The following is a 17245-nucleotide window of genomic DNA, read 5'->3' on the forward strand; positions in this document are numbered from 1 at the left end:
TTCATCTCGAAATTGCTCGGCGCGACCTTCGCCGCTTCGCTCGCGGCGACGGCTATGGTTGGCACCGCGCAGGCCGAAGGCGAGCGCTTCGTGCTTGTCAGCCATGCGCCGGACAGCGACAGCTGGTGGAACACGATCAAGAACGCGCTGGCGCTGGCCGGCGAGCAGATGGACGTCGAAGTCGAGTACCGCAATCCGACCACGGGCGACATCGCCGACATGGCCCGGATCATCGAACAGGCGACCGCCACGAACCCCGACGGCATCATTACCACGCTGGCCGACCCCGACGTCCTCAAGGGGCCGATCGAGGACGCCGTCGCCAAGGGCATTCCGGTGATCATCATCAACTCCGGCACGCCCGAGCAGGCGGCGGAACTCGGCGCGCTGATGTATGTCGGCCAGCCCGAATACGACGCCGGCCTTGCCGCCGGCCAGCGGGCCAAGCGGGACGGCATCGCATCGTTCCTTTGCGTGAATCACGTGGTGTCGAACCCGGTCGTGGGCGAACGCTGTCGCGGATTCGCCGATGGCCTCGGGGTCGAGCTCGGCGAATCCATGATCGATTCAGGCCAGGACCCCGCCGAGATCAAGAATAAGGTCATGGCCTATCTGTCGGCCAATCCGGATACCGACGCCATCCTGACCTTGGGTCCCACGTCGGCGGACCCGACCATCGAGGCGGTCAAGGAAAACGGCATGGCTGGTGAGATCTACTTCGGCACCTTCGACCTCGGCGCCGAGATCGTCAAGGCGATCAAGGACGGCACAATCCAGTGGGGCATCGATCAGCAGCCCTTCCTGCAGGCTTATCTGCCGGTGATCGTGCTCACCAACTACAAGCGCTACGGCGTTCTGCCGGGCAACAACATCAACTCCGGCCCGGGCTTCGTCACCAAGGACGCCTTGGAGATGGTCGAGAAGTTCGCTGGCGAATACCGCTAGAGCTTAGGCCGGCGCGGCTCTCGGGCCGCCTCGCGACGCACCGCATCGCGGCGCCGAAACCGGCGCCGCGATCTCACCAGATCAAAGGAACAACCGGACGCACGCCACACGTGCTCCATCGGTTCGACCGCTGACGCGGCCGGGAGGAGAGACATGGTCGATCAACCGTCGCCTCAGGCACAAACCGCCCCGGAAGCCGACGAGCGTATCCGCAAACGCTCGCCATTCCGCACCGCGCTCGTGCGGCCGGAACTGGGAGCCATTTGCGGCACCATCCTCGTATTCGCCTTCTTCCTCGGCGTTGCCGGCGATAGCGGCATGTTCGCCCCCGAAGGCATCGTCAACTGGGGCGTCGTCTCCGCCCAGTTCGCCATCATCGCCGTCGGCGCCTGCCTGTTGATGATCGCCGGCGAGTTCGATCTCTCGGTCGGCTCGATGATCGGCTTTTCCGGCATCGTCATCGCATTGGTCTCGGTGACAGGCGGCTATCCGCTCTGGCTCGGTATTCTGGTGGCCTTCGCCTGCGCGATCAGCATCGGCGCACTGAACGGCTATCTGGTGGTCAAGACGGGCCTGCCCTCCTTCATCGTCACCCTGGCGTCGCTCTACATTCTGCGCGGCCTGACGATCTTCGCGGCGGTTGTCACAACCCGCAAGACCATCATCGGCGGCGTCCGGGACGTGACCGAAGGCGACCCAATCGGCTGGCTGTTCGGCGGTACGCTGTTCAAGGGCCTGTTCGTCTGGCTGGCCGATATCGGCATCGTCGGCAAATTCGTCGCCGGCAGCCGGGCCGGCCAGCCGATCGTCGAAGGCATCCCGATTTTGATTGTCTGGGCGCTCGGGCTGATCCTCTTCGGCCATATCCTGCTCACCCGCGCGAAGTTCGGCAACTGGATCTTCGCGTCCGGCGGCGATGCCCAGGCGGCGCGCTACGTCGGCGTGCCGGTGAACCGGGTGAAGATCCTGATGTTCATGTTCTCCGCCTTCTGCGCCACCGTCTTCGCCACCTTGCAGGTGATCGAGTTCGGATCGGCAGCCGCCGACCGTGGCCTGTTGAAGGAGTTCGAGGCGATCATCTCGGTGGTCATCGGCGGCGCGCTTCTGACCGGCGGATACGGCTCCGTGGTCGGCGCGGCACTCGGCGCCCTGATCTTCGGCGTGGTGCAGCAGGGCCTGTTCTTCGCCGGCGTCGAGAGTTCGCTGTTCCGGGTCTTCCTCGGCGGCATCCTTTTGATCGCCGTGATCCTCAACACCTACATCCGCCGCATGATCACCGGGGAGCGCTGACCATGACGACACCCTTGATCGAACTCGTCGATATCGAAAAGCACTTCGGCCCGGTTATCGCGCTGGCCGGCGTGTCGCTGTCGATCATGCCGGGCGAGTGCCATTGCCTTTTGGGCGACAACGGCGCCGGCAAGTCGACCTTCATCAAGACGATGTCGGGCGTCCACAAACCGTCGGCCGGCAAGATCCTCGTCGGCGGCAAGGAAGTTCATTTCACTAGCCCGCGTGACGCCATGGCCGCCGGCATCGCCACCGTCTATCAGGATCTGGCGATGATCCCGCTGATGTCGGTCACCCGCAATTTCTGGATGGGCCAGGAGCCCGAAAAGAGCGTCGGGCCGTTTAAATTCTTCGACTTCGACAAGGCCAATGCCATCACCATGCAGGAGATGGCGAAAATGGGTATCCGCCTGCGCGAGCCGACCCAGGCGGTCGGAACGCTCTCCGGCGGCGAACGCCAGACCGTGGCGATCGCGCGGGCGGTCTATTTCGGCGCCGAGGTCCTGATCCTCGACGAGCCGACATCGGCGCTCGGCGTGCGCCAGACCTCCAATGTCCTGGCGACGGTCGACCGGGTCCGCAAGTCGGGGATCGGCGTTGTGTTCATCACCCACAATGTCCGCCACGCCATGGCGGTCGGCGATCGCTTCACCGTGCTCAATCGCGGCAAGACGCTCGGCACCGCCAAGCGCGGCGAGATCAAGGCGGAAGAGTTGCAGGACATGATGGCGGGCGGCCAGGAATTGGCCGAACTGGAAGGAACGCTGGGCGGGACGGTGTAAGACCGCGTGCCCCGGCCCCGCGCCGGCGGCCCGGATGATGGTAACCCGCGCCAGCCTGTTCCATATAGAGCCGTCCATCGACATTTGCGGGAGTCGGTGCGGCGGTGTTGAGCCGGTCCCCGGCCGGCCAAACGATCCCGCCCGCGACAACGGAAATAATCGCTGGATGGCAGTAACCCTCAAGGAAGTGGCGGAACGCGCCGGGGTCTCGCGCTCGGCCGTGTCGCGCGCCTTCACGGAAGGTGCCTCCGTGTCCGTCAAGACCCGCCGCAAGGTCGCCAAGGCGGCGGCGGAACTGGGCTACAGTCCGAATCTGTTCGCCAGCAGTCTGACGACCCGGCGCACCAAGCTGATCGGGCTGGTTTCCAACAACTTCCACAACCCGATCTTCCTGCAGGTCTTCGATCTCTTCACCCGCGGGCTTCAGGAGCGTGGGTTGCGCCCGCTGCTCGTCAATCTGACGGACGAGACGGACCCGGAGAATTCCGTTCGGATGCTGCGGCAGTACTCGGTCGATGGCGTGGTCGTCGCCTCGTCCACATTGCCGCCCCGCTTCGCCCATGCGTTTCGCGAAGCCGGCGTGCCGGTGGTTCATTCCTTCGGGCGCTATTCCAGCGCGCCCGAAGTGCATGTCGTCGGCATCGACAATCGCTACTGCGGCAAGATGGCGGCGGATTTGCTGGTCGCCCGGGGCTATCGCCGGATCGGATTCATGGGCGGCCCGGCGACCGCCACATCCACACAGGATCGTCTCGCCGGCTTCATCGCGGCGATGCAGGCCCATCCAGACGTTGCCGTCAGCCACAGCTACGCCGCCGCCTATTCCTTCGACGCCGGGCGGCAGGAGATGGCACGGCTGATCCGGGAAGAACCGGCGGAGGCCTATTTCTGCGGTGACGACGTCCTGTCGATCGGCGCCTTGAGCGCGATCCAGTCCGCCGGCCTGTCCGTGCCCGACGACATCGGCATCATCGGCCTCAACGACATGGAAATGGCGCGGTGGGAGAACATCAATCTCACCACCATCCACCAGCCGATACGCCAGATCATCACCTCGTCGATCGAATTGATCGTGGCGATGCTCGAGGAGCCGGACCGTTATCCCGAATCCCGGCTTTTCCCCTGCCGGATCGTCGAGCGGGGAACGCTCAGACCGCCTGCGGTTAGAGCGGGATGAGGAAAAGTGGGAACCGGTTTTCCGTCCACATCCTGCTCGAAAATCACTGGAATCGATCACGTTTATGAAATGGGATCGAATCGATCCTATTTCATCGTGATCTAGGGCGTCCGAAACATAGGCGGGCGGGCGTCGACCCAGGCGCCTTGCCGGCTAGCCGAAGCGACAGCGCCGTGGACGGCCGCCATGGAGCGCAGCCCGTCCTCGGCCCGTGGATAAAGGTCGGCGGCCGGAACGGGCGATCGGCCTTCCTTCTCGGCGCGAATGATCTCCGCCAGATCGGCATAGATGTTGGCGAAGGCCAGCGGCATTCCTTCGGCATGGCCGATCGTGACGCGCGACGCGCGATCGGCTTCCGGCGACAATCCGGCCTCGCCACGCTCGATCGTCTGCACCCGGCCACCGAGCGGCGTCCAATAGAGCTGGTTGGGCTGCTCCTGCGCCCAGCGCAGACCGCCGGTCTCGCCGAACACCTGCAATGTCAGCCCGTGCTGGCGGCCGATGGCGACGGACGACGTCCACAGCCGCCCGACCGCGCCGCCATCCATGCGGAAATTCACCATCGCGTCGTCCTCGAGCGTCCGGCTCTCGATGCAGGAGACGAAATCCGCCGACAGCGACGCGACCTCCTGACCGGTGACGAAGCTTGCCATGTGCAGCGCATGGATGCCGCAATCGGCGAACTGCGCCGACACACCCGCCTGCGCCGGATCGTAACGCCAGCGCACGCGCGGATTGTCGGCATCGGCCGCGTTGGCATGATGGCCGTGGGCGAATTCGGCGACGACGAGGCGCACCCGGCCGAGATCGCCGCGCGCCACCATCGCCCGCATGTGCCGCACCAGCGAATAGCCGCTGTAGCCATAATTGACCGCGCAGATCCGTCCCGTCGCGCGGGCGGTTCGGACAATCTCCTCGCCCTCCTCGACGGTCATCGTCATCGGCTTTTCGCACAATACGTGGAAGCCGGCTTCGAGAAAGGCCTTGGTGATCTCGTAATGGGTGGCATTGGGCGTCGCCACGGTAACGAGATCGACGCGGTCGTCGCGGCCGCGCTCACCTTCAAGCATCTCCCGCCAGTCGCCATAGGCCCGGTCGGGCGCGATACCAAGGGTCCGCGCATAGGCCCGCCCGGCATCCGGCACATGGTCCAGCGCCCCGGCGGTGAAGGCAAAGGCGCCGTCGAGCCCGGCCCCCAGCCGGTGTGCCGGCCCGATCTGACTGCCCGCGCCGCCGCCGACCATACCCCAATTCAGCTTGCTCATGGCGTGTTCCTCAATTGAAACCGATCGATTCCAGATAGGCGCGGTTGGCCGCCGCGTCGTCGACCGGCGAGGTATCGCCCGCCGGGTCGCAGTCCTGCTCGACCGTGCACCAGCCTTCGAAGCCGGCATCCAGGAGCACCTGGCGCACGGCAGGAAAATCCACGTCGCCCTCGCCAAGATTGCAGAAGATGCCCTGCCCGCAGGCGTCGTAGAAGCCGGTGCGGTTGGCGATCGCGGCGGCCTTCACCTTCGGGTCGATATCCTTGAAATGCATGTAGGAGATGCGGCCGATATGGCGCCGCATGAAGGCCACCGGATCGAAGCCGGCATAGGAATGATGGCCGGTGTCGAAGCAGATCTTCAGGATGCCCTCGTCCACCTCGTCCAGGAGACGCTCCAGTTCCGGCTCGAAGTCGATGAAGCCGGCCGCATGGGCGTGCATCCCGACGGTCAGGCCGTATTCCTCCGCGCCCATCCTGGCGATGGTCCGGATTCGGTCGACGAAGGCCTTCCACTCGGCCGCGTCCATCTGCTCGGCCTCGCTGGCGCGGCCGGCGGTCGGCGCCCGGCGCGGCGAAATCGAATCGATCAGCACCAGATGGCGCGCACCGTGGGCGGCGAGCGCCTTGCAGGTTCGCACGGCGCCGTCGCGCACGTCGTCCCACTGGTCCGGGTCGTGAAACGCCCGGAACACGACGCCACCGATCAGTTCCAGATCGTGCCGCGCGAGCCCCTCGGACAGCAAGGCCGGGTCCTCGGGCATGAAGCCCACCGGGCCGAGCTCGATACCCTTGTAGCCGGCCTCGGCGCATTGGCGCAGGACCGTTTCCCAGGGAGGATTGCGCGGGTCGTTGGCGAATTCGACACCCCAGGAACAGGGCGCGTTGCCGATACGGATGGTCATGGTCGGAAAAGCCTTTGCCAAACTCAGAAACTGTCGAGCGATTGCCAGGACTTCGCCTGGCTCGACGCCATCGCTGCCGCGACGACGCGGTTGACGTCCATACCGTCCCGAAAGGTCGGAAAGACGGGTTCGCCGGTCGCGATCGCGGTGAGAAAATCCTTGGCCTCGATGGTGATCTGATCCTGATAACCGGTGCCGTGCCCCGGTCCCTGGCAGAACCCCGCATAGTCGGGATGCTCGGGACCGGTCAGGATCTTCGTGAACCCGCGCCGCTCCTCCGGGCCGTCCATCCGATAGAGCCAGAGCGCGTTCTGGTTCTCCTGATCGAAACGGATCGCGCCCTTGGTGCCCGTGATCTCATAGGCGTAGCCCATCTTGCGACCGGTCGCGACGCGGCTGAAGAACAGATGCCCCATCGCACCGTTCTCGAATCGGCACATGATCTGCGCCTGGTCGTCATTGGTGACGGCCTCGTCACCGCCCGGACCCGGACGGGTGGCATGGACGGTCTCGACCTCGGCGATCAGGTCGCGGATCGGACCGGCCAGCGCCAGCGCGCCATTGATCATATGCGGCGCCAGATCGCCCATCGTGCCGTTGCCCGCGCCGCGCGTGCGCCAGGTCGCCGGAGCCTTGGGGTCGGCGTAGAAATCTTCCGTGTGCTCGCCCCGGAACCAGGTGGTGTCGCCGATCTCGCCGGCGTCGATCAACTGGCGGGCGAATTGCGAAGCCGGCGTGCGGATATAGTTGAAGCCGACCATGTTCGCCGCCCCGGAGGCTTCCGCCGCCGCGACCATGGCCCGGCTATCCTCCAGCGACGCGCCGAGCGGCTTTTCGCAGAATACCGGCTTGCCCAAGGCGAACGCCGCTTCCGCTATCGCCCGGTGGGTCTCCTGCGGCGCGGCGATGACGACCGCCTCGACCGCCGAGTCCGTCACCAGCGCACGCCAATCCGACGTGCAGCGCTCGTATCCGAACGCCGCGCGATAACGCTCCGCCGATCCGGGACTCGTGGCGCAGACCATTTCCAGCCGCGGGCGCAGCGCCGTCTGGAAAACCGCGCCGACGGCCTGCATGGCGACCGCATGCGCCTTGCCCATATAGCCGCCGCCGACGATACCGATGCCAATTGGGGTCACGGGTGATCCTGCCTCAAAAAGAGGTTTGCAACCGGTTGCAAAACACGTAACCTCAATAGCGGCTGGCCGATCGTTCGACAATCGGCATCTGAAGAAAATTTCACGCCGGGCCACCAACGGAGGAAAGCATGAGCGCAGGAAGCGAAACGGTCCGTCTGACGACAGCGCAGGCCGTCATCCGCTATCTGGCCAATCAGTACATCGATATTGACGGCAGCGAGAAACGTCTGTGCGGCGGCGGCTTCGCCATCTTCGGGCATGGCAACGTGACGTGCCTCGGCGAGGCGCTCTACGACCACCGCGACGAATTGCCGGTCTATCGCGGCCAGAACGAGCAGAGCATGGGCTTTGCCGCGGCCGCCTACGCCAAGCAGCAATTGCGCCGGCGCTTCATGTTCTGCACCGCCTCGGCCGGACCGGGCACCGCCAATCTCCTGACCTCGGCCGCGCTCGCCCACGCCAACCGCCTGCCCATGCTGATGCTGTGCGGCGACACCTTCGTCACCCGCCTGCCCGATCCGGTGCTGCAACAGCTGGAGCATTTCGGCAATCCGTCGCTGGGGCTCAACGATGCGTTCAAGGCGGTCTGCCGCTATTGGGACCGGATCACCCATCCAGCCCAGATCATCCAGTCGCTCCCCGCCGCCATCGCCACCATGCTCGATCCGGCCGATTGCGGCCCGGCCTTCCTTGCCCTACCGCAGGACGTCCAAGGCTGGACTTACGATTATCCTGTCGAATTCTTCGACAGGATGGTGCATCGCATCCGCCGGCAGGCCCCGGACTTATCCGAAATCGCAGACGCCGCTGCGCTGCTGAAATCGGCGGAGCGGCCGATGATCATCGCTGGCGGCGGCGTGCAATATTCCCGCGCCGTCGCGGAACTGACCGCGTTCGCCGAGACTCACGCCATCCCGGTGGTCGAGACCATCGCCGGCCGCGCCAACATGCTGGCGACCCACCCGCTCAATATCGGCCCGATCGGGGTGACCGGCTCCAGTTCCGCCAACGCGATCGCCGAAAAGGCGGACGTGATCGTCGCCGTTGGCACGCGGCTGCAGGATTTCACCACTGGCTCCTGGACCGCCTTCGACAAGACCGCCCGGCTCATCTCCATCAACGCCGCGCGTCATGACGCCGGCAAGCACCGCTCGCTGCCGGTGGTAGGCGACGCGAAACGCGCGCTGACGGCTCTGGGCGACGCGCTCGCGGACTATCGCGCGCCCGATGCGTGGACCAACACGGCCAAGGCCGAGCGCCACACTTGGGACGCCTATGTCGCCGACAATGTGCGGCCCGGCAACCGGCCGAACTCCTACGCTCAGGCTATCGGCGTCGTGAACGATCTCTGCGACCCGCGCGACCGGATCGTCACCGCGGCCGGCGGCCTGCCGGCTGAGGTGACGGCGAACTGGCGCACTCTCGACATCGGCACCGTCGACGTCGAGTTCGGCTTTTCCTGCATGGGCTACGAGATCGCCGGCGGCTGGGGCGCGCGCATCGCCCAGTCGGAAACCGAGCCGGAGGCCGACACCATCGTCTTCGTCGGCGACGGGGCGTATCTCCTGATGAATTCCGACATCTATTCCTCGGTGCTGACGGCCAAGAAGCTGATTATCCTGGTGCTGGACAATGGCGGCTTCGCGGTGATCAACAAGCTGCAGAACAACACCGGCAACACCTCGTTCAACAATTTGATCGCCGATTGCAACATCGCGGTCGAGCCCTTCGCCGTGGATTTCGAGGCACACGCCCGGGCCATGGGCGCCGAGGCCGAGACCGTCGCCAACCCGGCCGAACTGGCGGAAGCCTTCGAGCGCGCCAAGGCGGCCGAGCGAACGTCGGTCATCGTCATGAAAGTCGATGCCCATGACGGCTGGACCGCCGAAGGCCATGCCTGGTGGGAGGTCGGCACGCCCCACGTGACTGACAACGACCGCGTCCGCGCCGCCCATGTCGAGCAGGAAGCCGGCCGCGCGCGCCAGCGCAAGGGCATCTGACATGAAGCAGTTGCTCGGGCTGAACTATTCCTATCCCGAAGTGCTGGACGCCGCGCGGGCCGGCAACACCGAGGGGCGCGCATGACATCGCTTGCCGGCATCGCCCGGAACGACTTCGTCATCGTCGGGCGGGCGGGGATGGATTTTTATCCCGACCCGCCCGGCACGAAGACCGAAGAGGCGGAAAAATTCGTCGCCTGCCTCGGCGGCTCCTCGGCCAATATCGGTGTCGCGATCACCCGGCATGGCGGCAGGGCGGCGCTGGTGACCTCGGTGTCCGACGACGCGATCGGACGGTTCTGCCTCAACGAGCTGGCGAAATACGGCGTCGATTCCCGCCACGTCCGCTCGGTCGGCGGCGAGGCGCGCAACTCGCTGGCCGTCGTCGAAAGCCGGGTCGAGGACCACCAGTCGGTGATCTACCGCAACGGCGCGGCGGATTTCCAGATGACGACGGAGGACGTCGCGGCGGTGGACTACGAAGCCTATGGCGCGTTGATCACGACGGGAACCGTCTTCGCCGCCGAGCCGTCGCGCGACGCGGCGTTCCACGCCTTTGACCTGGCCCGAAAGGCTGGTCTGCCGCTGATCTTCGACATCGACTACCGCCCCTATTCCTGGCCCTCGCCCGAAATCGCCGCGGACGTCTATTCGCGCGCCGGGCGGCTCTGCGACATCGTCATCGGCAATGACGACGAGTTCGGCTTCATGGCCGGCGGCAAGGACAAGGGCCTCGCCAAGGCGCGCGAACTGGCGGGCAGCACCGCCAGCATCGTCGTCTACAAGATGGGCGAGCACGGCGCGATCACCATCACGCCGCACGAGGAATTCCGCACCGGTATCTATCCGGTCACGGCGCTGAAGCCGACCGGCGCGGGCGACGCCTTCATGGGCGGCTTCGTCGCCTCGCTCGCCCAGGGCCATGCGTTGCGCGACTGCGTCCTGCGCGGCTCCGCCTCCGCCGCGATCGTCGTGTCGCGCGTCGGCTGCGCGCCCGCCATGCCCACCACGGCCGAGTTGGAGGCGTTTCTCGCCGACCATCCCGGCCCGACCGATTCCTGAAAGGACAAGCCGATGCATATCGCGCCCTATGACAACCGCAACAAGCCGATCGTCGATGTCGACGACGCGCTGGTTCCGCTGAACTATTTCAACATCGTCAAGCTGACCAAGGGCCAGGCGTTCGAGTATCGCGTGCCGGGCTACGAGACCTGCATCGTGCCCGCCACCGGCACCGTCGACGTGAGCGTCGAGGGCGAATCCTTCGCCGCGCTGGGGACACGCGGCGTCGATGTCTGGGACGGCGAGCCGGAAGGCGTCTACGTGCCGACCGGCGCGACCGCCCAGATGGTCTGCGTATCCGACGCGGCGGAGGTGTTCGTCGCCGGGGCGAGATACGACAAGGTGCTGTCGCCCTTCGCGGTGCGCGCCGACGAACTGGACAAGGTGCAATACGGCTCCGACGACACCAAGACCCATCGCAAGATCAAGCACATCCTCGGCCAGAAGCAGCATGACAAGGTGGGCCGGTTGCTGGTTTCCGAACTCTATACCGTCGGCAAGGGCGGCTGGTCGGGCTTTCCCAGCCACAAGCACGACACCGACCGCCTTCCGCAGGAGACGCGGCACGACGAGACCTACAATTTCCGCTTCCGTCCCAATCACGGCACGGGCGTGCAGATGCTCCAGCGCGAGGACGGTAAGCCGGGGGACGCCTACCACATCGTCGACGGCTCGACGATCTGCCTCGACAAGGGCTATCACCCCTGCGCGGTGCTGCCCGGCTATGAGATGTATTATTTCACCATCCTCGGCGGCCTCAGCCAGCGCAGCCTGGTGCAGTATTTCCAGCCGAGCCACGCCGACCAGCTCGAAACCATTCCCGGCATCAAGGACATGATCGCGAAGTTCAAATGACGCTGGCAACGCTTTCCGAGGTTCTGCAACCGGCGCTCAAGGGCGGCTACGCGGTTGGCGGCCTCGTCGTCCTCGGCTGGGAGGACGCCCGCGCCTATGTCGCGGCGGCCGAGGCCGAGAACGCCCCCGTCATCCTCCAGGCCGGCCCCGGCTGCCGGGCGCACACCCCGCTGCGCGTCCTCGGCGCAATGTTCCGGACGCTGGCCGAAGGCGCCAGCGTTCCTGTCGTGGCCCATCTCGACCATGGCTATACGGACGAGGAGTGCCGCGAGGCGATCGACTGCGGCTTCAGCTCCGTCATGTTCGACGGTTCGCGCAAGCCGCTCGACGAGAACATCGCCAAGACCGCCCGCATCGCCGAGATCGCCCACGCCGCCGGCGTCTCGATCGAGGGCGAAATCGGCTTCGTCGGCTATTCCCAAGGCGAGGCGTCGGCCGGAACCACGCCGGACGAGGCCGCACGCTTCGCCGCCGAGAGCGGCGTCGACGCAATGGCGGTTTCCATCGGCAACGTGCATCTGCAACAGGAAAAGGCCGCCGAGATCGACCTGGACGCGCTGCGCGCCATCGAGGCCGTCACCGATCTGCCGCTGGTCATCCACGGCGGCTCGGGGGTTCCGGTCGCCACACGCAGCCGGCTGGCGCGCGAGTCGAAGATCTGCAAGTTCAATATCGGCACCGAACTGCGCATGGCCTTCGGCAAGGCGCTGCGCGAGGCGGTCAACAGCGACCCCAAACGCTTCGACCGTCTGGCGATTCTGAAGGAGACCGAAGCGCCGGTCCGCGAGGCCGCCCGCGCCGTCATCCGGTCGCTTCGTAGCCCGTCGCTGGGATAGACATCCGCAACGAACGGCTTCCTATCGCCGCCGGTTTGTGTAACGTCCGGTCGGCTTTGTCGGGGGGCGGAGCCGAGTCGCGTTGCAGGGGAGAGGCAGCCATGACCGTAAGCGAGGAGACCGCGCCGGAGGCCGCCGAAAAACCCGCGCCGACCTTGGCAAACCGACTGCGGGACTATGCACCGGGGATGCTGGTCGCGGCGACGGTCGCCGTCGCGGCCAAATTCCTGTCCGAGCACTATGGCGCGCCGGCCATGCTGATGGCGCTGCTCCTGGGCATCGCGCTGAACTTCCTCACCGAGGAAGGCAAATGCGCGGCCGGCATCAACTTCACCGCCAAGACGATCCTGCGCGTCGGCGTCGCGCTCCTTGGCGTGCGCATCTCCGTCGCCTTGTTGATCGGCCTCGGCCCCGGCCTGATCGCGCTGCTCGTCGCCGGCGTCGTCGCCACCATCCTGTTCGGCTTCGCCGCGGCGAAGCTGCTCGGCCGCGGCTGGCGGCTGGCGCTCTTGACCGGGGGGTCGGTGGCGATCTGCGGCGCCTCGGCGGCCATGGCGATCGCCGCCGTTCTGCCGAAAAACCAGTTCTCCGAGCGCAACCTGATCTTCACCGTGCTCAGCGTCACCGTGCTCAGCACTCTGGCGATGATCGTCTATCCGCTGCTGATCCCGATCTTCGGGCTGAAGGACCAGGCCATCGGGGTGTTTCTCGGCGGCACGATCCACGACGTCGCCCAGGTCGTCGGCGCCGGCTTTTCGGTTTCCGACGCGGCCGGCGAGACCGCCACTTTGGTCAAGCTCATCCGCGTCACCATGCTGGCGCCGGTAGTGCTGGTGTTCACGCTGGTATTCCGCGCCACCCACAAGAGCGAGGCCGAGGCCGGCAAGCGGCCGCCGCTGATCCCCGGCTTCGTGCTCGGCTTTCTGGCGCTGGCCGCGCTCAACTCCTTCGGCCTCATCCCCAGGCAGGCGGCCGACATTACCGCCGACGTCTCCGGCTGGGCGCTCTTGTTCGGCATCGCCGCCGTCGGCATGAAGACCGCGCTGAAGAGCATCCTTTCCGTCGGCCGCCAGGCCGTCCTCCTCGTCGTCGCCGAGACCGTCTTCCTCGCCGCCTTCATCCTCATCGGCATCGCATATCTCGGCTGAGCGAACGCCTTGTGCTGAACGGTCGTCACCGTCTTTTTTTCAGCATGATTTATCCCCGCCCCGCCGCGCTCGCTTAGCCTGAACCCGTCACGAGACGGGGAACGGCGCGGATGGAGCAAGGAAACGCAAACAGGATCGGCCGGGATTCTCTGGGAGAGCTTCGCCGGGGCTTCGCGGCCTTGCGCCTCCATCTGGCAGCCGCACGCTTCGCGCTCCGGATCGAGACCCGTTACGATCCGAACCAGCCGCGCCTTCCGGCCGGCAATCCCGACGGCGGTCAGTGGACCCGCATCGGCGAACGCGTCGCGCAGGCGCGCGGGCCGAGGGGCACGCTGCCGATTCAGATCGGCTCGCGGTTTTAGAGGCGACACCTGGTCAACAGGCCCGTTACCAAGCCGCGCGGAATGCCTATCAGCGCGCCTTACGCGAAATCCAAAAGATCGAGCCGCAATGGAGGCCGCCCGCTCAGCTTTTCGAGACAGTCGAGGGAGCCATCGGGGCTCAACAGGCGCAAGCGCAGGCCGCACGGGTTCACCTCCGCCAGTTGCAAGCCCGCTCTTTGCTTCCGGGTCGCTATTCGACCGATTCATTGCCTGCACGTAATTCAGGTTTTAACTTCACGCGAGCCGAAAGAGATGGGATCAATAAAATCGGGCGGCGCGGCGGATGCCATACATGCGGTGATAAAGACCCAGGATCCCGCAGCGGAAATTTTGTTCCGGATCATCAACTGCCAAGTGCACTGAATCCAAGCGGAAGGGCGCAAAGGCTGTTTCCACAGTGCATCCGCTGCAGCCGCCAGCAAGGCGGTTTTGTTTCCGGAAGGACCAAACGATGAGCCCCCTCGCCGACATTAGCCTGCCGATCCACAACGCCCTCATCTACGTGCGGAACACCGGGGACTGGGATGTGCCGGCGATCGATGGCATCGGACATCTGTGGACGAGCAAGACCTGCGTCGCGGTTGGATGCCTGCCGGACATCGACGGCGTGACACGGATCATCGTCGGCGATGCCGCCGACGTTCCGCGGACCGAGCACGAGACCTTCGATGGTTGGATCGAGACGCTGTCGAAATCCGTGACCGTGGAATCTGTCTACGATCATGACCTTGCGGTCGTCGCGACAGGGACGCCGTCGACGCGCGTTCATATCTGGACGGACGGAACGTCGCTTTCCTCGATCATTATCGTCGGGGTGCATCGACATGACTGAGATCATTCACTGGACCGCCCGTCATCCCATCCAAAATTCTCTGATCTTCATCCACGATGACGAGGATTATGATCTTCCCGAGATCGATGGAATTGGGCGCCATTGGGCGACGCCGACATGCGTCGCGGTCAGTTGCAGCCCCGGCTGTGACGCGGACACGATCATCGACGTCGGCGATCCTTCCGATGTCCGGCAGTCCGACCACCAAATCTTCGACGGCTGGCTGAACACGCCCTCAAGGCGGATCAAGCTCGACGCCGTCCATATCGAGAGGATCGGTGAACTGGCCGTTCCCTGCACCATGACTCGCCTGCGGATCTGGACGGACGGCCATCAGGATAGCGAATTCGTGTCGATCGGCGTCAGCCAATGAGGCACGATAGAGCCTCCACCCTTGTCTGCATCAGCGATAGCCGACCCGATGAGCAATCGATTTTTCCGCCACATCCTCGCGAACGGCCTCATCTTCATTCACGACGGCGGCGAGTGGACAGCCCCGGACGTCGACGGGATCGGTACATTTTGGCGCAGCGACACGTGCGTCATCGTGAGTTGTCTGCCGCATTCCGAAGGCGCGACTTCCATCGAGGTCGGGGAGAGCGACGAGGTCAGGCATTCGCCTCATAAAATCTTTGACGATTGGCTGGACACCCCCAGCGGAAAGATCAGGATCGAGGGTGTTGAGATCGACGAGATCACGTCATTTGCCGTACCTGCGGCGCGAACCCGACTGATAATCTGGACAGACGGCCACAAATGCTCCGAATTCGTGTCGATCGGCGTCAGCCTCAGACAGGAATAGCGACCAGGAACGATATCGGCACCGCAGGAAGGAGGTCGGCATTGACGGATTCCATTCAACTCGCTCCTCCAAACTCCCTCTTCTTTCTGTCGGACATCGAGGATGACGGAGCAGGACCGGAATTCGCTCCGGATCGCCTGATCCTGTCGACCCCATCCTGCATCTCGATCGGATGCCTCGCCTTTGTCGACGGCAAGACGACGTTGACGCTGGCGCCATCGACGGAACTCGATCTGAAGCTGCCGCCAGCGTTCACCGGCTTCCTGAAAACACCCGATCGTGGTGTACGTATCTCGACGGTCGAGCATCCCTCGCTGCTGAGACTGACAACGGGCACAGTGTCGAGCAAAGTCCGAATCTGGGTCAATCGGCCCATCGAGCCGGACCGCATTCTCATCGGGGTCGGGGCGGCCTCCTGAGAGCCCCTCCCCCCTCGTTACACCGTCGCCTTACGCCCCGCTCTCCGGCACGAATGCCTGCTCCATCTCGCGGCGCAGATCATAGGCCCTGGAGCCGGTCGGCGCCGCGATGTCGGCATAGGTCACCGGCGAGCCGGCGCTGACCGGCCGGGTCAGCGTCACGCGATGGGCAAGGCCGATCGGCAGCGCGCCGTTCGCCAAGCTCCGGGCCGCCGGTATCGCCTTGCCGTAGACCGTGTAGCCGCCTTCCCCGTCGAGAACCTCGCCGGCGCGAAGGTCGCGCTTGGCGATCGCCACCGCGTCGCCGCGCCAGGTTTCCGACACGCCGGTCGCCTCGCCGCGCAGCGCCGCGTTGAGCACCGAGATCGACAGTTCCAGCCCGATCAGATGAAATGGTTTGTACATCGACGCATAACGGCCGGTGGCGTCGGTCGGCAGCCCATATTGCTTGAAACAGGCGGCGGCGTAGTCGTTCGGCGCCTTCAGGACGACATAGACGCCCCAGCGCAGATCCCGATAGACCGGCCGGCCATCCCGTTCCAAAGAGGAGACGACCTCGACCATGCCGTCGCGGTCGAGTTGCCCGCCGACGTCGCGGGGACGCAGGATGTGGGCGAGATCATCGACGCCGCAGGGCGGAAAGTTCAGCCCGTCCTCGGGCACCGACAGATCGCAGGCATTGGCGATGGCGGCCATTTCGATCGCCGACTTGGTGCCGTCGAGAAAGGAATTGAACATTTGCGGGTTCATGCCGGCCGCGGCCGCTTCCTGCGGCGACAGGCCATAGTGGGTCCAGACGTCGTCGGGCGTGACCTGATGATAGGCCGGCAGATATTTCGTGCCCTTGCCCGCCGCCGCAATGGTGAAGCCGGCCGAGCGTCCCCAGTCGACCATCTCGGCGACCAGCGCCGGCTGGTCGCCATAGGCCATGGAATAGACGACGCCCGCCTCGCGGGCGCGCCGGGCCAGAAGCGGACCGCAGAGCACGTCCGTCTCGACATTGACCATGACCACGTGCTTGCCGGCCTCGATGGCGGCCAGCGCGTGGGTCACGCCGGCCTCCGGCATGCCCGTCGCCTCGATCACGACCTCGACGCCGTCGGACGAACAGGCCGCGACGCCGGACTCGACGAAGCGGGTTTTGCCGATGCGCGCCTCGTCCCAGCCGACGTTCCGGCAGGTCTGGCGGGCCCTTTCGATATCGAGGTCGGCGATGACCGCGACCTCCAGCCCCGGTATCGTCGGCACCTGCGACAGGAACATCGAGCCGAACTTGCCGGCGCCGATCAGCGCGACCGTAACCGGCCGGCCATCCTCGCGGCGGCGGCGAAGCAGATGTTGCAGATTCAAGCGAAAGGCTCCTCTCCTCAAGACGCGCGGCCCGACCTCCATCGAGCGAAGCACCT

The 17245-nt window shown here is 65.4% G+C and carries 18 protein-coding genes; 14 read left to right on the top strand and 4 right to left on the bottom strand.

The window, feature by feature from the left end; all coding sequences use genetic code 11:
- The first annotated feature begins 54 nt into the window (after positions 1–54).
- The 4 genes from ING15_RS01100 (at position 55) to ING15_RS01115 (ending at position 4194) form a co-directional block, all read left to right on the top strand.
- Positions 55–945, top strand: coding sequence for a sugar ABC transporter substrate-binding protein (locus ING15_RS01100; RefSeq protein WP_206453229.1), 891 nt, complete (start codon positions 55–57; stop codon positions 943–945).
- 153 nt (positions 946–1098) lie between these two features.
- Positions 1099–2235 carry an ABC transporter permease gene (locus ING15_RS01105; protein WP_206452918.1) on the top strand — a complete coding sequence of 379 codons (1137 nt, stop codon included), beginning with the start codon at positions 1099–1101 and terminating at the stop codon, positions 2233–2235.
- Positions 2236–2237: 2 nt separating this feature from the next.
- Positions 2238–3017 (top strand): ATP-binding cassette domain-containing protein, encoded by a 780-nt coding sequence (locus tag ING15_RS01110; RefSeq protein ID WP_206452919.1) that lies wholly within the window; start codon positions 2238–2240, stop codon positions 3015–3017.
- A 166-nt stretch (positions 3018–3183) separates the two neighbouring features.
- Positions 3184–4194: a LacI family DNA-binding transcriptional regulator gene (locus ING15_RS01115; RefSeq protein WP_206452920.1), complete on the top strand. Its 1011-nt coding sequence runs from the start codon at positions 3184–3186 to the stop codon at positions 4192–4194.
- A 101-nt stretch (positions 4195–4295) separates the two neighbouring features.
- Here the strand turns inward: ING15_RS01115 and ING15_RS01120 are convergent, their stop codons facing one another.
- The 3 genes from ING15_RS01120 to ING15_RS01130 are packed head-to-tail and all read right to left on the bottom strand — an operon-like array spanning position 4296 to position 7502.
- Positions 4296–5459 (bottom strand): Gfo/Idh/MocA family protein, encoded by a 1164-nt coding sequence (locus tag ING15_RS01120; protein ID WP_206452921.1) that lies wholly within the window; start codon positions 5457–5459, stop codon positions 4296–4298.
- Positions 5460–5469: 10 nt separating this feature from the next.
- Positions 5470–6363 carry a sugar phosphate isomerase/epimerase family protein gene (locus ING15_RS01125; RefSeq protein WP_206452922.1) on the bottom strand — a complete coding sequence of 298 codons (894 nt, stop codon included), beginning with the start codon at positions 6361–6363 and terminating at the stop codon, positions 5470–5472.
- Between the two features lie 23 nt (positions 6364–6386).
- Positions 6387–7502, bottom strand: coding sequence for a Gfo/Idh/MocA family protein (locus ING15_RS01130; RefSeq protein WP_206452923.1), 1116 nt, complete (start codon positions 7500–7502; stop codon positions 6387–6389).
- A gap of 128 nt (positions 7503–7630) precedes the next feature.
- On the opposite strand from ING15_RS01130, the gene iolD reads away from it, so the two are divergent.
- The 10 genes from iolD to ING15_RS01180 all read left to right on the top strand — a co-directional run bounded on the left by iolD (position 7631) and on the right by ING15_RS01180 (position 15839).
- A complete protein-coding gene (gene iolD, locus ING15_RS01135) occupies positions 7631–9502 on the top strand; it encodes a 3D-(3,5/4)-trihydroxycyclohexane-1,2-dione acylhydrolase (decyclizing) (protein WP_206452924.1) in 1872 nt (623 codons plus the stop codon).
- An 81-nt stretch (positions 9503–9583) separates the two neighbouring features.
- Positions 9584–10564, top strand: a complete 981-nt coding sequence (gene iolC / locus ING15_RS01140) for a 5-dehydro-2-deoxygluconokinase (RefSeq protein WP_206452925.1) — start codon at positions 9584–9586, stop codon at positions 10562–10564.
- Between the two features lie 12 nt (positions 10565–10576).
- Positions 10577–11419 (top strand): 5-deoxy-glucuronate isomerase, encoded by an 843-nt coding sequence (locus ING15_RS01145; RefSeq protein WP_206452926.1) that lies wholly within the window; start codon positions 10577–10579, stop codon positions 11417–11419.
- Positions 11416–12255: a class II fructose-bisphosphate aldolase gene (locus tag ING15_RS01150; RefSeq protein ID WP_206452927.1), complete on the top strand. Its 840-nt coding sequence runs from the start codon at positions 11416–11418 to the stop codon at positions 12253–12255. Before ING15_RS01145 ends, ING15_RS01150 begins: the two co-directional genes overlap by 4 nt.
- A 188-nt stretch (positions 12256–12443) precedes the next feature.
- On the top strand, positions 12444–13403 hold the full coding sequence (locus ING15_RS01155; protein ID WP_408628666.1) for a YeiH family protein: 960 nt from the start codon (positions 12444–12446) through the stop codon (positions 13401–13403).
- A gap of 110 nt (positions 13404–13513) precedes the next feature.
- Entirely contained in the window at positions 13514–13765 is a 252-nt protein-coding gene (locus tag ING15_RS01160; protein ID WP_206452929.1) for a hypothetical protein, read from the top strand.
- Between the two features lie 472 nt (positions 13766–14237).
- Entirely contained in the window at positions 14238–14618 is a 381-nt protein-coding gene (locus tag ING15_RS01165) for a hypothetical protein (RefSeq protein WP_206452930.1), read from the top strand.
- Positions 14611–14991 carry a hypothetical protein gene (locus ING15_RS01170; RefSeq protein ID WP_206452931.1) on the top strand — a complete coding sequence of 127 codons (381 nt, stop codon included), beginning with the start codon at positions 14611–14613 and terminating at the stop codon, positions 14989–14991. Before ING15_RS01165 ends, ING15_RS01170 begins: the two co-directional genes overlap by 8 nt.
- Before the next feature lie 48 nt (positions 14992–15039).
- On the top strand, positions 15040–15420 hold the full coding sequence (locus tag ING15_RS01175; RefSeq protein ID WP_206452932.1) for a hypothetical protein: 381 nt from the start codon (positions 15040–15042) through the stop codon (positions 15418–15420).
- Positions 15421–15461: 41 nt separating this feature from the next.
- A complete protein-coding gene (locus tag ING15_RS01180; RefSeq protein ID WP_206452933.1) occupies positions 15462–15839 on the top strand; it encodes a hypothetical protein in 378 nt (125 codons plus the stop codon).
- Positions 15840–15869: 30 nt separating this feature from the next.
- On the opposite strand, the gene ING15_RS01185 is transcribed toward ING15_RS01180, so the two are convergent.
- Entirely contained in the window at positions 15870–17189 is a 1320-nt protein-coding gene (locus ING15_RS01185) for an NAD(P)H-dependent oxidoreductase (protein ID WP_206452934.1), read from the bottom strand.
- Between the last annotated feature and the right edge of the window lie 56 nt (positions 17190–17245).

This window comes from Aurantimonas marina, from assembly GCF_017183135.1.
GTDB lineage: Bacteria > Pseudomonadota > Alphaproteobacteria > Rhizobiales > Rhizobiaceae > Aurantimonas > Aurantimonas marina.

Excerpts from the sequence above, each read along its gene's own strand:
- ING15_RS01100 (WP_206453229.1), top strand. The coding sequence starts at position 55 with ATGGTTGGCACCGCGCAGGCCGAAGGCGAGCGCTTCGTGCTTGTCAGC.
- ING15_RS01110 (WP_206452919.1), top strand. The coding sequence starts at position 2,238 with ATGACGACACCCTTGATCGAACTCGTCGATATCGAAAAGCACTTCGGC.
- ING15_RS01170 (WP_206452931.1), top strand. The coding sequence starts at position 14,611 with ATGACTGAGATCATTCACTGGACCGCCCGTCATCCCATCCAAAATTCT.
- ING15_RS01165 (WP_206452930.1), top strand. The coding sequence starts at position 14,238 with ATGAGCCCCCTCGCCGACATTAGCCTGCCGATCCACAACGCCCTCATC.
- ING15_RS01120 (WP_206452921.1), bottom strand. The coding sequence starts at position 5,459 with ATGAGCAAGCTGAATTGGGGTATGGTCGGCGGCGGCGCGGGCAGTCAG.
- ING15_RS01125 (WP_206452922.1), bottom strand. The coding sequence starts at position 6,363 with ATGACCATCCGTATCGGCAACGCGCCCTGTTCCTGGGGTGTCGAATTC.
- iolC (WP_206452925.1), top strand. The coding sequence starts at position 9,584 with ATGACATCGCTTGCCGGCATCGCCCGGAACGACTTCGTCATCGTCGGG.
- iolD (WP_206452924.1), top strand. The coding sequence starts at position 7,631 with ATGAGCGCAGGAAGCGAAACGGTCCGTCTGACGACAGCGCAGGCCGTC.
- ING15_RS01115 (WP_206452920.1), top strand. The coding sequence starts at position 3,184 with ATGGCAGTAACCCTCAAGGAAGTGGCGGAACGCGCCGGGGTCTCGCGC.
- ING15_RS01160 (WP_206452929.1), top strand. The coding sequence starts at position 13,514 with ATGGAGCAAGGAAACGCAAACAGGATCGGCCGGGATTCTCTGGGAGAG.
- ING15_RS01155 (WP_408628666.1), top strand. The coding sequence starts at position 12,444 with ATGCTGGTCGCGGCGACGGTCGCCGTCGCGGCCAAATTCCTGTCCGAG.
- ING15_RS01105 (WP_206452918.1), top strand. The coding sequence starts at position 1,099 with ATGGTCGATCAACCGTCGCCTCAGGCACAAACCGCCCCGGAAGCCGAC.
- ING15_RS01150 (WP_206452927.1), top strand. The coding sequence starts at position 11,416 with ATGACGCTGGCAACGCTTTCCGAGGTTCTGCAACCGGCGCTCAAGGGC.
- ING15_RS01145 (WP_206452926.1), top strand. The coding sequence starts at position 10,577 with ATGCATATCGCGCCCTATGACAACCGCAACAAGCCGATCGTCGATGTC.
- ING15_RS01175 (WP_206452932.1), top strand. The coding sequence starts at position 15,040 with ATGAGCAATCGATTTTTCCGCCACATCCTCGCGAACGGCCTCATCTTC.